Genomic DNA, 14,282 nt, shown 5'->3' on the forward strand with positions numbered 1-14,282 from the left:
AAAAGAAGCCCTAGCGGGTAATATCCCGCAGGGCTTCTTCGAGCTTCGGAAAGGCGAACTTGAATCCATGCTCGAGCGCGGCGCGCGGCATCGCCCGTTGGCCGACGAGCACGAGCGTGCTCATCTCGCCGAGCGCAAGCTTAAGCGCCCAACCCGGCACCGGGAACCAGTGGGGGCGGCGGGTCGCCTTGCCGAGAGTGCGTCCGAATTCGTCGTTCGATACCGGCTCGGGCGCGACCGCGTTGACGGGCCCCGATATCGAATCGTTGTCGAGGCAGAATAAGATGAGCGCAACCATGTCCTGCAAGTGGATCCAAGGCAGGCCTTGCCGTCCGCTGCCGACTTTCCCGCCGACGAACAGGCGGTAGGGAAGCCGGATGAGTCCGAACGCGCCGCCGGCGCCGGATAGCACGAGGCCGATCCGCAGCTTCACGAGCCGCTCGGCGGGGATGCGGTTAATTGCCGCCTCCCAGGTGACGACCGTCGCGCCGAGAAAGTCCGCGGGCTGCGCGGGACTGCGTTCGTCGAATACCTGATCGCCGGAATGCCCGTACAACGAGATGCCCGACGCGTTCACGACGACCGGCGGAGGCGCGCTCATCCGGCTCAGGATGTCCGTTAGCCTGTAGGCGGCATCCGTGCGGGACGAGACGATGCGCCGTTTCGCCTTGGCGGTCCAACGTTGATTGATCGACTCGCCGGTCAAGCTGACGACGCCGTCGGCGCCGCCGAGCAGATCCGGGTTCGCGCTCCACTCTTCCCAGGTGACGTAACGAGGATGCGGCATCGTCTTGTCGTACGGCGAAGCCGCCGGTTGCCGTCTCGTTACGATCCATACTTCGTCCCCGCGGGAAAGGAGCGCTTGCGTCAAAGCGGTTCCGATGTAGCCCGTGCCTCCGCACACGATGAGACGCATCGCGCTCCTCCTTATTCGTTATTGCTTGTCGATCGATTCGATCGTATATTGGGTAACCTTCTCGCCGTTCACGTCGACCGTATTCTCGGTATAAGTGAACTTCACCGGCGTATCCGATTCCCATGGATCGAGCTTATCCGCGATCTCGGGACTCACTTGGAAAGCGACCGTGCTGTCTTCGAGCTTAATCTCGATCGAATGGCTATCGATCAAGCCTACGTATTCGCCTACCGCTTCTTGAGCTTCGGATGGGTTGGCCGACGCATCGGAGCTTGCCGGCGCGCTCGGGCTGGCTTCGGCGTCCGGGGACGCGCTCGCCGACACGGACGGCGTCGCGGACGGCGTTCCGTTCGAGCCGTTGTCGTTGTCGCTGCACGCGGCGGTCATCAGCATGAGCGCGAGCAGAGCGGCGCTCAGCGCCAGCGTGGAACTGTTCTTTTTCTTCATCTGGGTGTTGCACCTCCTACGAGGTTAGACGAAATGCCCGAGCAAAGGTTTCGTTTTTTCGTCGGAAGGTCCTGGTAGTAGGACTAACTAAGCAGATGACGATAGGCGGAATAGTCGATCTTGTTCTTCTCCAGGAAGTCCTTCAGGTTGCGATGGTCGCGCTTCGGCGTCGCGAGGATGTAGCCCTGGATGCAATGCTCTTCGGTTACGCTGGAAGCGCCGCTCTCCACCGCGAGCTGGCCGATCTTCGCGGCGATCGAATGCTTCGCGATGTCCCGGAACGGCCCGGGGACCGGCGATACGAGCTTGTCCAGCATCGCCTTGGACTCGTCGTTCCAGAGCGGGCGGCTCCGTTCGACCCAATAATTCTGCCAATCCAGCTTGGACTTGCCGTCGCGCTGCGGGAGCACCTTCAGGAATTTGCGGAACATGAAGAAGCCGCCTATGCCCATGAACGCGATCATGACGAACGTCCAGAACCAGATGAAATAAACGAACCAAGTTGGAGCTCCTGACATGAATATCACCTCATTCCGAAATTATAGCGCATTTCTAGATTTATTTCGACGTTCGCGATACAATAAGGGTTGGTTAAGGTAGCAGGTCCCGCATGCCACTGCGGGACGCGGAGCGGTAAACGAGAGGAGCTTATTCGTCAATGGTGAAGATCGGATCGCACGTTTCATTTTCGGACAAAGGCTTGCTGAACGCGGCGAACGAAGCGGAGTCCTACGGCTCCGGCACGTTCATGATCTATACGGGAGCCCCGCAGAACACGCGGAGGAAACCGATCGAGGACTTGTACATACCCGAAGGGATACAGGCGATGGCGGCAAGCGGCATCGTCGTCGACGATATCGTCGTGCACGCGCCTTATATCGTCAATCTCGGTTCATATAAGGAAGATACGTTTCGGCTGGCCGTCGACTTCCTGCAGGAGGAAGTGCGGAGAACGAACAAGATCGGCGTGAGGAACATCGTCCTTCACCCGGGCGCATACACGGATAAGGATCCGGAATACGGCATCGCCCGCATCGCCGAGGGCTTGAACGAGGTACTCGAGGGCACGAAGGAGACCAACGTCAACATCGCGCTCGAGACGATGGCCGGCAAGGGCACGGAAATCGGCCGCAGCTTCGAAGAGCTGGCCCAGATTATCGAGAAGGTGCGCGATAACGATCGGCTGACCGTGTGCTTGGACACCTGCCACATCCACGACGCGGGCTACGACGTCGTCGGCGACATCGACGGCGTATTGCGCAAGTTCGACGAGCTCGTCGGCTTGAACCGGATCGCGGTCGTCCACGTCAACGACAGCAAAAACCCGCAAGGAGCGGGCAAAGACCGCCACGCGCCGATCGGTTCGGGCTGGATCGGTTACCAAGGCATCGCCGGCGTCGTCGGACACGAGCTGCTGAAGGACAAGCCGTTCATCCTGGAGACGCCGTGGATCGGGAAGAACGAAGCGACCGAGCGTCCGATGTACGAGGCCGAGATCGCCATGTTGCGCGGAGACGCGCAGAAGCGGTTCGGCGGGGAGTTCTTGGAGGACGTCGAGAGGCTCCACTTCTTCTTCGACAAGCAAGACCTTCATCACCGGTTATACGTGCTGAACACGTGGGAGATGCTTAAGTCCGACGCCAAGGCGAGGAAGGCCGATCCGCGCGAACCGATGGAGCGGCTGTACGACATGCTGATCGAGGGCGGCGCGCTGTCCGGCGAATTGAGCGAGGAAGCGGTCAACCATCGTCTGCTCGGATGGCTGGCGGGCAAAGATTGGCTGAAGGCCCTGTAAAGAGAGGGACCGGCGAATCCGGCCGATAGTAGAGAGGAAGAGAATCCGTACATGAGTCAACAACCCGTATACCAGCCTCAGGACGCGAAACGGCGGGAAGACAAGAGCAATCGCGCGCGCATGCTGATCTCCTGCCCGGACCGCGCGGGCATCGTCGCGGCCGTCTCGCAGTTTCTATATGAACAGGGCGCGAACATCGTCCAATCCGACCAATACACGATGGATCCGGAGGGCGGCATGTTCTTCATGCGGATCGAATTCGATCTGCAAGATTTGGAGCAGCGTCTCTCCACGCTTCAGGAGGACTTCGGCCGCGTGGCGGACCGGTTCTCGATGCGTTGGAGCATTTTCCGCGCGGCTCGCCGCAAGCGGGTGGCGATCTTCGTCTCCAAGGAGGATCACGCGCTGCTCGAGCTGCTATGGCAATGGCAGGCTGGCGACCTCGACGCGGAGATCAGCATGGTCATCAGCAACCACGAGGACATGAGGGCGCTCGTCGAATCGTTCGGCATTCCGTACCATTATATTCCGGTAACGCCGGACACGAAGCCGGAGGCGGAACGCCGGCAGCGCGAGCTGACGGTCGGCAAGGTCGATCTGATCGTGCTGGCGCGCTACATGCAGATCATCCCGCCGAAGTTCATCGAGCAGTTCCATAACCGCATCATTAACATTCACCATTCGTTCTTGCCCGCGTTCGTCGGCGGCAAGCCGTACCAGCAGGCGTACGATCGCGGCGTCAAGCTGATCGGCGCGACCGCCCACTACGTGACGGAGGAGCTGGACGGCGGTCCGATCATCGAACAGGATATCCAACGCGTCAGCCATCGGGACAACGTGAACGAGCTGAAGCGAATGGGACGCCACATCGAGCGGATCGTGCTCGCGCGCGCCGTGAAATGGCATATCGAAGACCGGCTTCTCGTGTTCCAGAACAAGACGGTCGCGTTCGTATAATACGTCGTATTCGTCGTAATATTGCAGCATATTTCTAGCATTCCGATAGGACCCATGATACAATAGGCAAAATAGTTATAACTGTACGATTACGGGCCATTGCGCCTTGAACGTACGTGATTAGACACGAGGAGGGTTTTACAGTAATGACAGTTAGCACGAAGACGATCGACCAACAATCCGTAACGACGATCCGCACGTTAGCCATCGATGCGATCGAAAAAGCCAAATCCGGCCACCCGGGCATGCCGATGGGCGCGGCGCCGATGGGCTACCAATTGTTCGCCAAGACGATGAAGCACAATCCATCCAAGCCGTCTTGGATCGACCGCGACCGCTTCGTGTTGTCCGCGGGTCACGGCTCGATGCTGCTGTACTCCCTTCTTCACCTGAGCGGGTACGATCTTCCGATGGACGAACTGAAAAACTTCCGTCAATGGGGCTCCTTGACGCCGGGACATCCGGAATTCGGCCATACCGCCGGCGTAGACGCGACGACGGGTCCGCTCGGCCAAGGCATCGCGATGGCTGTCGGCATGGCGATCGCGGAAGCGCAATTGGGCGCTACTTATAACCGCGAAGGCTTCGATCTGATCAACCATTATACGTACTCGATCTGCGGCGACGGCGACTTGATGGAGGGCATCTCCCACGAGGTCGCTTCCATGGCCGGCCACATGAAGCTCGGCAAGCTGATCGTGCTGTACGATTCCAACGATATTTCCCTCGACGGAGAGCTTAGCCTCTCGATGTCCGAGCTTGCGGGCAAACGCTTCGAAGCGTACGGCTGGCAGGTGCTTCGCGTAGAGGACGGCAACGATCTCGACGCGCTCGCGCAAGCGATCGCTTCCGCGCAAGCCGATACGAGCAAACCGACGCTGATCGAAGTGAAGACGGTCATCGGCTACGGTTCCCCGAACAAAGGCGGCAAAGGCGGCCACGCGGGCCCTCACGGCTCCCCGCTCGGCTCCGACGAGTCGAAGTTGACCAAGGCGTTCTACGAATGGCCGCATGAAGAATTCCACGTTCCGGAAGAAGTGCGCGCTCACTTCGCGGCGATCAAGCAAGCCGGCGAACAAGCGAACGCCGCATGGGACGCGCAGTTCGCGAAATACAAAGCGGCGCATCCGGCATTGGCGGCGCAATTCGAAGCGGCGATCGCCGGCGAATTGCCAAGCGGCTGGGACGCGGATCTTCCGAAGTACACGACGGAAGACAAACCGCTCTCGACCCGCGTCGCATCCGGTAACGCGCTGAACGGCCTCGCGAAGAACGTTCCGCAGCTCGTGGGCGGCTCCGCCGACCTCGAAAGCTCGACGATGACGCACCTGAAGGGCTTGCCCGTATTCAAGCCGGGCAACTACGACGGCCGCAATATCTACTTCGGCGTACGCGAATTCGGCATGGCTGCCGCAATGAACGGAATCATGCTGCATGGCGGCTTGAAAGTATACGGCGGCACGTTCTTCGTGTTCACCGACTACCTGCGTCCCGCGATTCGCTTGGCGGCGATCCAGAACCTGCCGGTTACGTACGTTCTGACGCACGACAGCATCGCGGTCGGCGAAGACGGCCCGACGCACGAGCCGATCGAGCAGCTCGCTTCGATCCGCATCATCCCGAACTTGACGGTGATCCGTCCGGCCGACGGCAACGAGACTTCCGCGGCTTGGGCGTACGCGCTTCAGAACCAAGGCAAGCCGGTCGCGCTCGTCCTGACGCGCCAGAACCTGCCGATTCTCGAAGGCACGGCGAACGCTCGCGCCGATATCTCCAAGGGCGGATACGTCGTATCCGAAGCCGCTAACGGCAAAGCGCAAGGCATTCTGATCGCTACCGGATCCGAGGTTCAACTCGCGGTCGCTTCGCAGAAGGCGCTTGCCGAGCAAGGCGTGCACGTTCGCGTCGTCAGCTTGCCGAGCTGGGATCTGTTCGACGCGCAAGACGCGGCATACAAAGAGAGCGTCCTGCCGAAGAGCATCAAAGCTCGCCTCGCGATCGAGATGGCTCATCCGTTCGGCTGGGATCGCTACGTCGGCGACGCCGGCGCGGTTATCGGCATCGATACGTTCGGGGCATCCGCGCCGGGCGATCGCGTGATCAAGGAATACGGCTTCACGGTGGACAACGTCGTGGCGCAATTCAATAAATTGCTGTAGATCGCACATAGGGGAGCTGGAGAGACCATGTCGCAGTACGACAACGTATCCGTAGTGAAGAAAGCGAACGTATACTTCGAAGGCAAAGTCACGAGCCGCACCGTCCTGTTCGCGGACGGCACGAAAGTCACGCTCGGCGTCATGCTGCCGGGCGAATACGAATTCGGCACGGCGCAGAAGGAAATCATGGACATCCAGTCCGGCGATCTGTCCGTTCTGCTTCCGGGCAACGACGAGTGGCTCGAGATTACCGAGCCGCAAGCATTCGAAGTGCCGGCTAACGCCAGCTTCAAGCTGAACGTTCGCACGGTAACCGACTATATTTGCTCGTATATCGACTAATCGCCGCATCGGCGATCGAGAAGACCATCCTTCGGGGGTGGTCTTCTTTTTGTTGCCTCCGGCGACGTCCCGCGCGCAATCGGCAACAAAACCGTTAAAAGTATCAATTCGCCACGTAGCGGCTTCCGGAAGGGCTGTTATACAGTTAGGGCGAACGAGGACGAACGGCGGATGCAAGCAAGTCCGCCCGCGGTCCCGCGAAGGAGGGAAGGAGGGGGAGCGGCATGGGCGGTCCGGCGAAGCGGCCGCCGTTGCAGCCAGAAGAACGCGCATACGCACGAAGCAAGCGATCTTCACATCCCAAAGGAGGCAAATTATGATACTTCGCTCGATGGCATCCATCCGAGGCACGGCCCTTGCGGTCGTCGCCGCCCTGATCGTCGGCTTATTCGCCGCCGTCGCGGCGCCGGCTCCCGCGGCCGCGGCGGGCACGACGTATTACGTCGACTCCGCGGCAGGCAACGACGCCAACAGCGGCACGAGCACGGGCGCGCCATGGCAGACGCTCGCCAAGGTGAACGCGGTTACGTTCGCTCCGGGAGACTCGATTCTGTTCAAGACCGGGGGCATATGGACGGGCGCGCTGAAGCCGAAGGGCTCTGGCACCGCGACCGACCGGATCACGTTCGGCCGTTACGGCGACGGGCCGAGTCCGATCATCAACGGCAACGGCGGCATGCGCGCGGTCCATCTGTACAACGTCGAATACATCACGCTGAGAGACTTCGAGATCATTAACGACGGCCCGACCGAAGCGGTGCGCAGCGGCGTCTATATCGAGGGTCAAGGCGTCAACACCCTCGACGGCATCTACATTCTCAACAACAACATTCACCATATCAAGGGCAGCTCGGACCGGGATACGAACATGTATTCCAACGCCGGCATTCTCGTCATTACGTCGGACGGAGCGGCGGGAACGCCCGTAGCGAACTTCAACGATCTCCGCCTCGAGAACAACCTCATTCACGACACGTCGACGATCGGCATCTATATGAACGGCACGAATACGCAGTGGATGGACTACGCCACGTTCTCCAACTGGAACAAGAACGTCGTCATCCGCAACAACTACGTAGCTAGAACGGGCGCGGACTCGATTATCGCAGGCTATTGCGACGCGCCGCTCATCGAATACAACACGGGCCTCGACGCCGGCGTCAACGGCAACAATTACAAGTGGATCGCGAGCATGTGGAGTTGGGCGACGAACAACGCCACGTTCCAGTACAACGAAGTCGGCCGCACGCGGTTCCAGAGCCAGGGCTCGAGCGATTCCGCCGCCTTCGACGTCGATATCCATACGTGGGGCACGCATATTTTCCAATATAACTACACTCACAGCAACGCGGGCGGCATCATCATGACGATGTACAATTCGCACGCGAACACGATCTACCGGTACAATATCAGCCAGAACGACGACCACTACCATTGGAACGACACGACGTTCACGTGGTTCAGCCCGGCGGAAATTTACAACAACACGATCTATAGCAACAACGGGCAAGGCCACCGGATTCGGAACTACGCGAGTTCCGTTTATAAGAACAATATTTTCCACGTGAACGTTCCCGTCAATTACTTGGCGAACCCGACGTTCAGCAACAACCTCTACTACGGCCATACGGCAGCGGCGGCGGATACGGCCGCGGTGTCGGCGGATCCGCAGTTCGTGCAAGGCGGAGCGGGCCAAGACGGCAGGTCGACGGTGAACGGTTATAAGCTGAAGTCGACTTCTCCGGCTATCAACGCGGGCACGACCATCGCGGGCAACGGAGGCAAAGACTTCTGGGGCACGACGCTGTACAACGGCGCTCCCGACATCGGCGCGCACGAATATACGGCGACGACGGCATCGGTACCGCGTTTCTCGGCCGCGAAGACGTCGGGAACGGTTACGGCGGACGGCGTCCTGAGCGAGGGCGTCTGGACTTCCTCGGCGAAGAAGCTCGCAACCAAGGCGACGCTGGGCGTGCCGGATAACGAGTTCGGCTATCGCGTCGCGTGGGACGACACGAACCTGTACGTCGCCCTGGAGCAGAAGGACCGCGCGATGTTCAACGACTCGGTAGCCCCATCCGACGACGATTCGTTCGATATCTACATCGACGCGAACAACAATAAGGGCGCGAGCTACGATACGTACGACCGCCAATACACGATCCGTTACAACGATACGACGCTGTACGAGCGCAACAACCGCAAGACCGGCGTCACGCACGGCGTGAGCGCGTCGGGAACGACGCTGACGGCGGAGCTCGTCGTGCCGTGGAGCAATCTCGGCGTGACGCCTACGCCGGGCATGAAGATCGGCTTCGACGTCAACAGCAACGACGACGACGACGGCCTGTACCGCGAGAGCCAGTCGATGTGGGCGGGCACGGCCAACAACTGGACGAATACGTCCGCGTTCGGCGAGCTGACGTTGAACGGCCTCGCGCTGGATGCCGAAGCCGCGACCGGCATTACGGTAGACGGCAACCTGAGCGAAGCGGCGTGGGACGTCACGGTTCCGGTCGCCGAAGCGCTGAGCGGCACGCCGAACAACACGACGACGTTCGACGTCAAGTGGGATAGCACGTACTTGTACGTCGGCTTCAAAGTATTGGACGCTTCGCTCTTCAACGACTCCGCGAATATCTGGGAGGACGACTCGGTCGACGTCTACATCGACGCCGACTACAACAAAGGCTCCTCTTACGATATGTTCGACCGCCAGTTCACGATCGGGTACAACGATACGTCGCTGTACGAGCGCAACAACCGGACGACGGGCGTCCTGCACCAAGTGACGCCGATTGCCGGCGGATTCCAGGGCGAGATCGCCATTCCGTGGTCGGCGAATCTGGGCATCTCGGCCGCGGCGAACCTCGTCATCGGCATCGACGTCGCGAACAACGACGACGATAACGGCGGACAACGCGACAGGCAGTCGGTATGGACCGGCACCGATACGAACTACGCAAGCACGGCCAACTACGGGGAAGCCGTATTGAAACCCTGACGGATCGAAGCCGGCAGGCGGAGTCTAGCTCCGCCTGTCTGCTTCTCTTTGTCGCTTAGGAGGAGGAATCGCGAGATGGCAATAGCGAGAACGAAATCGAAGATTAGCCGACGATATCGGGCGCACGTCGTCGCGATCGTCGCCGTCCTGCTCGTCGCGGCCGCGCTCGCGGCGCTGTCCGCTTACGCGGAAGGGCGCGACCCGACGGACGCGGACGCCGTCGCCCTGCGCGTCAACGGCGAACCCGTCTCGGCGCGGGAATGGCGCCAAGCGGTGCTCAGGCATCGGGCGACGGTGTACGCGGAGCTTCAGGCGCAGTCCCCCGGAACGGGACAGGACGAATTCTGGCGAACGAAGATCGGAGAGGAGACGCCGCTCGAACGGCTGCACCGCGTCGCCTTGGCGGAGCTCGTGCGCGCGAAGGCGCAACGGCAGCTCGCGGTACGGGAAGGCCTGTTGGCCGACTCGTCCTACGAGGCGTTCCTGACGGAATGGGAGACGGAGAACGAGCGTCGGAGGGAGGCCGTACGGAGAGGCGAGGTCATCTTCGGACCCGAGCGGTACGACGAAGCGGCCTACTACGACGCGAAGCAGGGCGAGCTGGCCGACGAGCTGCAACAGAAGCTGTATCCGGCCGCGGACGCGACCGAGGAACGGATCGCCGCTTATTACGAGGAGCATAAGACAACGCTGTTCCGTCGTACGCCGATCGTCGAATTACGGCAGCTCGTCTTTCCATACGGGGAGAACGGGGCAACGCGCGAGCAGGCGGAGGCCTGGGCCGCCGGCGTCCACGAGGCGTTGGAAGCAGGCGAAAGTCGGGATGCGGCGCGCGAACGGCTGACGTCTCCGTCCGGAGAAGCGTTCGCCGTCGAAACGACGAAGCTGGACGAGGCGTTCCTCCGGGACGAAGGCATGCGTTGGCGGCAACTGGCAGCGCTCGGCTTGAAGATGGAGAAGGGCGACGTCGGCGAACCGTTCGAGGAGAACGGCGCTTACCGCATTCTCGTCTGCATCGGCGTCGAGCCGCGGGGCTCGTATCCGCTCGAGGACGTGAAGGACGGAATCCGCGGCGAGTGGGGCAGGCTTCAATACGAGGAATACCTCGACCGGCTGGCCGGCGAAGCGAACGTCGAGATCGAGCGCGAGGCGTTCGATCGGGTCGACGGGACCTAGTTCGGAAAGCGGTTACGGGCGCTTGCTTGGAATGATATAATCTAGGAACCATTTCCAGTCGAAGCAAAGCGGGTGAGCCGAGTCATGAATCGCCGTTTCAGCCTCACGTTCAAAGTGCTCGTCGGATTCATCGCGGTCACGACGGTTCCGATCGGCCTGTTGCTGTACAACAACTTCTACGGCATCAAGGTCGTTCGCGAAGAGGTGTCGGAATCCAACTACTACTTGCTGCTGTCGCAAGGCAAGCAGATGGAGAAGGCGCTGCAGGAGTCCAGGGACTACTTGCTTCGCTTGATCTCGTCGGACCTGACGAGTCCGGACCTGTTCACGCTGGCGAACGCGCCGTCCTCCTCGAGCGACTACTTCTTCGCGATGCAGCGGCTCGACAAGTCGTTCCGCGACAACATGACGATCTACCGCAACGTCGAGACGTTCTTCACGTATTCGAAGCGCGAGGACCAGATGAACGTGACGTCCCGCAACTACCGGGCGACGGAAGCGGCGACCGGGATCTGGCGCGAGAAGTTCCAAGACTTCCGTCCGGAGGACGGGGGCAGGTGGCATTCGGTCGATCGGGCCGGCGAATCGTATTTGCTGATGGCGTTCTCCTTCAACGCGGACGTTGTCGTCGGCGCGTACGTCAACGCTCAGGATCTGCTCGCGCCGCTGGCCGACGTCCGGTTCGGGGAGAACGGAAGCGCCTTCCTCACGTTCGGAAACGAGAAGATCCTGAGCCGGGATCCGGTGACGACGGCGCGCTCGGACGTGCTTCGGACGGCGCTAGGGAACGCCCGGGAAGGCAGCGAGCCGGTTACGTTCCATATCGGCGATACCCGCCATCTCCTGATCGAATATCCGTTCTCGGACCCCGCCTTCCGGCTCGCGGCGATATTCCCGGAACGGGAGCTGCTCCAGAAGCTGCCCTATATCCAGATGGCGGGCTATTTAATACCGGCGGCGGGCCTTCTCGTCGTCGCGGCCTACTTCCTGTTCCTGAAGCGCGTGCTGCACCGGCCGATGAACGGTCTCGTCGTCGGCATGCGGCGGATCATACGCGGCGAAGTCGACTTCGAGGTATCCGCGAAGGGCGCGAGCCGGGAGTTCGAATTTCTGACGAATACGTTCAACCGCATGATCGCGGAAATCCGCCATCTGAAGATCGACGTGTACGAAGAATCGCTCAAAAACCAGCAAGCCGAATTCAAGCATTTGCAAGCGCAAATCCAGCCTCATTTTTACCTCAATTCATTGAATGTCATCTATAGCTTGTCGAAGCTGAACGAGAACGAGCTCGTATGCAAAATGACGGAGCATCTGGCCGATTATTTCCGATTCATCATGCGGGCGCATCAGGACACGATCCGGCTAGCGGAGGAGATGGCGCATATTCGCAACTATCTGGAAATCCAAATGCTGAGGTTCGACGGCAGGCTCGCGTACGAGCTGAACGTTCCCGCCTACCTGGAAGGCGTTCCGATTTTGCCGCTGGCCGTTCAACCGTTCGTGGAGAATGCGGTCATCCACGGGATGAAGCGGGGGCGGGCGCGCTTCGAGGTGCGCGTCGAAGCCCGGCGTTCGGCGGACGAGCCGGAATGGACGGAGATCCGCGTGTCGGACAACGGAAGAGGCTTCCCGACGGAGCAATTGGCAAGGCTGCAGAACGGAGAATACGCGCAGGGCGACGGGTTGCAGAACTTAGGCATCTGGAACGTCAATCGTCGCATGCGGATGATATACGGGGATCAGTTCCGCCTCTCGTTCGCCAACAGGGAAGGCGCGGGAGCGGAAGTCGTCCTCGCTTACCGCGCGAACGAACGATCGGAAGGAGGGGACGCGGATGACGCAGCTGCTTGTGGTTGACGACGAACCGTTCGCGGTCAAAGCGATATTGAAAGGCATCGACTGGGCGGGCGCCGGCATCGAACGCGTCCATGCGGCTTACGACGCGGAAGAAGCGATGGACGTCCTGAGGGAGCACCCCGTCGATATCGTCCTGAGCGACATCGAGATGCCGGGCATGAACGGCTTGGAGCTGCAGGAGTGGATTAACGCGAACAAGCCGAACGCCGTGACGGTGTTCTTCACCGGACACGCGAACTTCTCGTTCGCGCAGCAGGCGCTTAGGCTCGGCGGGTTCGATTACTTGCTGAAGCCGGTCAAGCACGAACAGCTGCTCGAGGTCGTGCGGCGGGCGCGGGCCAAGCTGCGCCAGGAACGGGAGCTGATTCTGTGGGACAGCCAGAAAGCGATAATCGCCGAACGGTTCTGGCAGGACGTGCTGGCGATGCGCACGGTGCCTTCCGAGGCGAACCTGAGACGGGCGCTCGGCGAAGAAGCGCCCGGGCCGTCTTCGTCGATGGCGGCCGTGCTGGTCAGCGTCGAGTATTGGCATAAGGAGTTCACGTTCAAGGAAGAGGAACTGATGGAATACGCCGTTCGCAACGCGGCGGAGGAGCTGCTGCTGCAAGGTCGCCCGGGCCGGGCGTTGCAGGACGCCAGCGGCGCGAGCGTCGTCCTGTCGTTCGTGGCGGACGAAGAGGCGGCGGACTTCCAGGCGGAGACGGAGAAGCGATGCGCGGCGTTCGCGGCCGCTTGCGCCGAATGGTTGTATTGCACCGTGTCCTGCTTCGTCGGAAGGCCGGTTCCGATCGCGGATATCGCGGACGCGTACCGGGGGCTGCTCGAGGCGGAGCGTAGGCACGTCTCGGGCGAGGGGATCGTCCGCTCCGAGAAGGAAGGCGAACCGGTCCGGCAATCGGCCCGCCAGTTCGTCGTGCCGCTCGATTGGGACAGCTGGATGACGCTGCTCGAAGCCGGCAAGACCGAATCGCTTCGGCAGCGGCTGGACGGGCTGCTGGAAGAGCTCCGCAGCCGGGAAGGGGACGCCGAAGCGATCGAGGCGGTCTATCATTCGCTGCTCCACGTCGTCTATCATGTCGCGCATAAGAACGGGGTGTCGGTCCGTTCGTGGACGGGCGGCCGCCGAACGGGCGAGGAGCCGCCGCGCACGATCGCCCAGTTGAAGGCTTGGGCGGAACGCGCGCTGCTGCCGGGCTTGCGTCATCTGGAGCTGGACGACGGGACGAACGGCCATCTGATCGACCAGATCAAGACATATATCCAGTCCCGCCTGAAGGACGTGACGAGGGAGGAGATCGCGGCGAACGTGTATTTGAACGCCACGTACTTGTCCCGCCTGTTCAAGAAAGAAACGGGCCAATCGCTCGTTCATTATATTATCGACGCGAAGATTCGCCGGGCGAAAGTGATGCTGACGGAATCGAGGTCCAGCGTGCTGGAGATCGGGGATTCGCTCGGCTACGAGAACTTCTCCCACTTCAGCAAGACGTTCAAGAAGATCGCCGGGCTTAGCCCGCTCGAATATCGCAAACGATACCAAACCCTCATGTCTGACAAATCGTGAGCGATGGAATCGACCGCCAAGGCACCGAGGTTGCTCGGTGCCTTGCTGCTTGCTACCGA

At 60.9% G+C, this 14,282-nt stretch carries 11 protein-coding genes; 8 read left to right on the plus strand and 3 right to left on the minus strand.

What is annotated here, in order from left to right; all coding sequences use genetic code 11:
- Positions 1-10: 10 nt before the first annotated feature.
- The 3 genes from ACFQZG_RS08140 to ACFQZG_RS08150 all read right to left on the minus strand — a co-directional run bounded on the left by ACFQZG_RS08140 (position 11) and on the right by ACFQZG_RS08150 (position 1,881).
- Positions 11-916 (minus strand): TIGR01777 family oxidoreductase, encoded by a 906-nt coding sequence (locus ACFQZG_RS08140; protein WP_378151217.1) that lies wholly within the window; start codon positions 914-916, stop codon positions 11-13.
- Between the two features lie 18 nt (positions 917-934).
- Entirely contained in the window at positions 935-1,363 is a 429-nt protein-coding gene (locus tag ACFQZG_RS08145) for a hypothetical protein (RefSeq protein WP_378151219.1), read from the minus strand.
- 83 nt (positions 1,364-1,446) lie between these two features.
- Positions 1,447-1,881 carry a DUF2621 domain-containing protein gene (locus ACFQZG_RS08150; RefSeq protein ID WP_378151221.1) on the minus strand — a complete coding sequence of 145 codons (435 nt, stop codon included), beginning with the start codon at positions 1,879-1,881 and terminating at the stop codon, positions 1,447-1,449.
- A 140-nt stretch (positions 1,882-2,021) separates the two neighbouring features.
- On the opposite strand from ACFQZG_RS08150, the gene ACFQZG_RS08155 reads away from it, so the two are divergent.
- From ACFQZG_RS08155 to ACFQZG_RS08190, 8 genes are all read left to right on the plus strand, one after another.
- On the plus strand, positions 2,022-3,158 hold the full coding sequence (locus ACFQZG_RS08155) for a deoxyribonuclease IV (RefSeq protein ID WP_378151223.1): 1,137 nt from the start codon (positions 2,022-2,024) through the stop codon (positions 3,156-3,158).
- Positions 3,159-3,209: 51 nt separating this feature from the next.
- Entirely contained in the window at positions 3,210-4,115 is a 906-nt protein-coding gene (gene purU, locus ACFQZG_RS08160; RefSeq protein WP_378151225.1) for a formyltetrahydrofolate deformylase, read from the plus strand.
- Between the two features lie 146 nt (positions 4,116-4,261).
- The gene (tkt, locus tag ACFQZG_RS08165; RefSeq protein WP_378151227.1) at positions 4,262-6,274 is read left to right on the plus strand and encodes a transketolase; all 2,013 of its coding nucleotides are present in this window, start codon (positions 4,262-4,264) and stop codon (positions 6,272-6,274) included.
- Between the two features lie 27 nt (positions 6,275-6,301).
- Positions 6,302-6,616 carry a pyrimidine/purine nucleoside phosphorylase gene (ppnP, locus tag ACFQZG_RS08170; RefSeq protein ID WP_378151229.1) on the plus strand — a complete coding sequence of 105 codons (315 nt, stop codon included), beginning with the start codon at positions 6,302-6,304 and terminating at the stop codon, positions 6,614-6,616.
- Positions 6,617-6,932: 316 nt separating this feature from the next.
- Complete coding sequence (locus tag ACFQZG_RS08175; RefSeq protein ID WP_378151231.1) at positions 6,933-9,623, plus strand: sugar-binding protein; 2,691 nt, start codon at positions 6,933-6,935, stop codon at positions 9,621-9,623.
- A gap of 75 nt (positions 9,624-9,698) precedes the next feature.
- The gene (locus ACFQZG_RS08180) at positions 9,699-10,799 is read left to right on the plus strand and encodes a peptidyl-prolyl cis-trans isomerase (RefSeq protein ID WP_378151232.1); all 1,101 of its coding nucleotides are present in this window, start codon (positions 9,699-9,701) and stop codon (positions 10,797-10,799) included.
- An 84-nt stretch (positions 10,800-10,883) separates the two neighbouring features.
- Positions 10,884-12,659, plus strand: a complete 1,776-nt coding sequence (locus tag ACFQZG_RS08185; RefSeq protein ID WP_378151234.1) for a sensor histidine kinase — start codon at positions 10,884-10,886, stop codon at positions 12,657-12,659.
- Positions 12,637-14,223: a response regulator transcription factor gene (locus ACFQZG_RS08190; protein WP_378151236.1), complete on the plus strand. Its 1,587-nt coding sequence runs from the start codon at positions 12,637-12,639 to the stop codon at positions 14,221-14,223. The genes ACFQZG_RS08185 and ACFQZG_RS08190 overlap by 23 nt, the downstream gene beginning before the upstream one ends.
- Positions 14,224-14,282: the final 59 nt, after the last annotated feature.

Origin of the sequence: Cohnella sp. GCM10027633 (assembly GCF_042675445.1) — a bacterium.
Classification (GTDB): domain Bacteria; phylum Bacillota; class Bacilli; order Paenibacillales; family Paenibacillaceae; genus Cohnella.

Excerpts from the sequence above, each read along its gene's own strand:
- ACFQZG_RS08175 (WP_378151231.1), top strand. The coding sequence starts at position 6,933 with ATGATACTTCGCTCGATGGCATCCATCCGAGGCACGGCCCTTGCGGTC.
- ppnP (WP_378151229.1), top strand. The coding sequence starts at position 6,302 with ATGTCGCAGTACGACAACGTATCCGTAGTGAAGAAAGCGAACGTATAC.
- ACFQZG_RS08180 (WP_378151232.1), top strand. The coding sequence starts at position 9,699 with ATGGCAATAGCGAGAACGAAATCGAAGATTAGCCGACGATATCGGGCG.
- ACFQZG_RS08155 (WP_378151223.1), top strand. The coding sequence starts at position 2,022 with ATGGTGAAGATCGGATCGCACGTTTCATTTTCGGACAAAGGCTTGCTG.
- ACFQZG_RS08150 (WP_378151221.1), bottom strand. The coding sequence starts at position 1,881 with ATGTCAGGAGCTCCAACTTGGTTCGTTTATTTCATCTGGTTCTGGACG.
- purU (WP_378151225.1), top strand. The coding sequence starts at position 3,210 with ATGAGTCAACAACCCGTATACCAGCCTCAGGACGCGAAACGGCGGGAA.
- tkt (WP_378151227.1), top strand. The coding sequence starts at position 4,262 with ATGACAGTTAGCACGAAGACGATCGACCAACAATCCGTAACGACGATC.
- ACFQZG_RS08145 (WP_378151219.1), bottom strand. The coding sequence starts at position 1,363 with ATGAAGAAAAAGAACAGTTCCACGCTGGCGCTGAGCGCCGCTCTGCTC.
- ACFQZG_RS08190 (WP_378151236.1), top strand. The coding sequence starts at position 12,637 with ATGACGCAGCTGCTTGTGGTTGACGACGAACCGTTCGCGGTCAAAGCG.
- ACFQZG_RS08185 (WP_378151234.1), top strand. The coding sequence starts at position 10,884 with ATGAATCGCCGTTTCAGCCTCACGTTCAAAGTGCTCGTCGGATTCATC.
- ACFQZG_RS08140 (WP_378151217.1), bottom strand. The coding sequence starts at position 916 with ATGCGTCTCATCGTGTGCGGAGGCACGGGCTACATCGGAACCGCTTTG.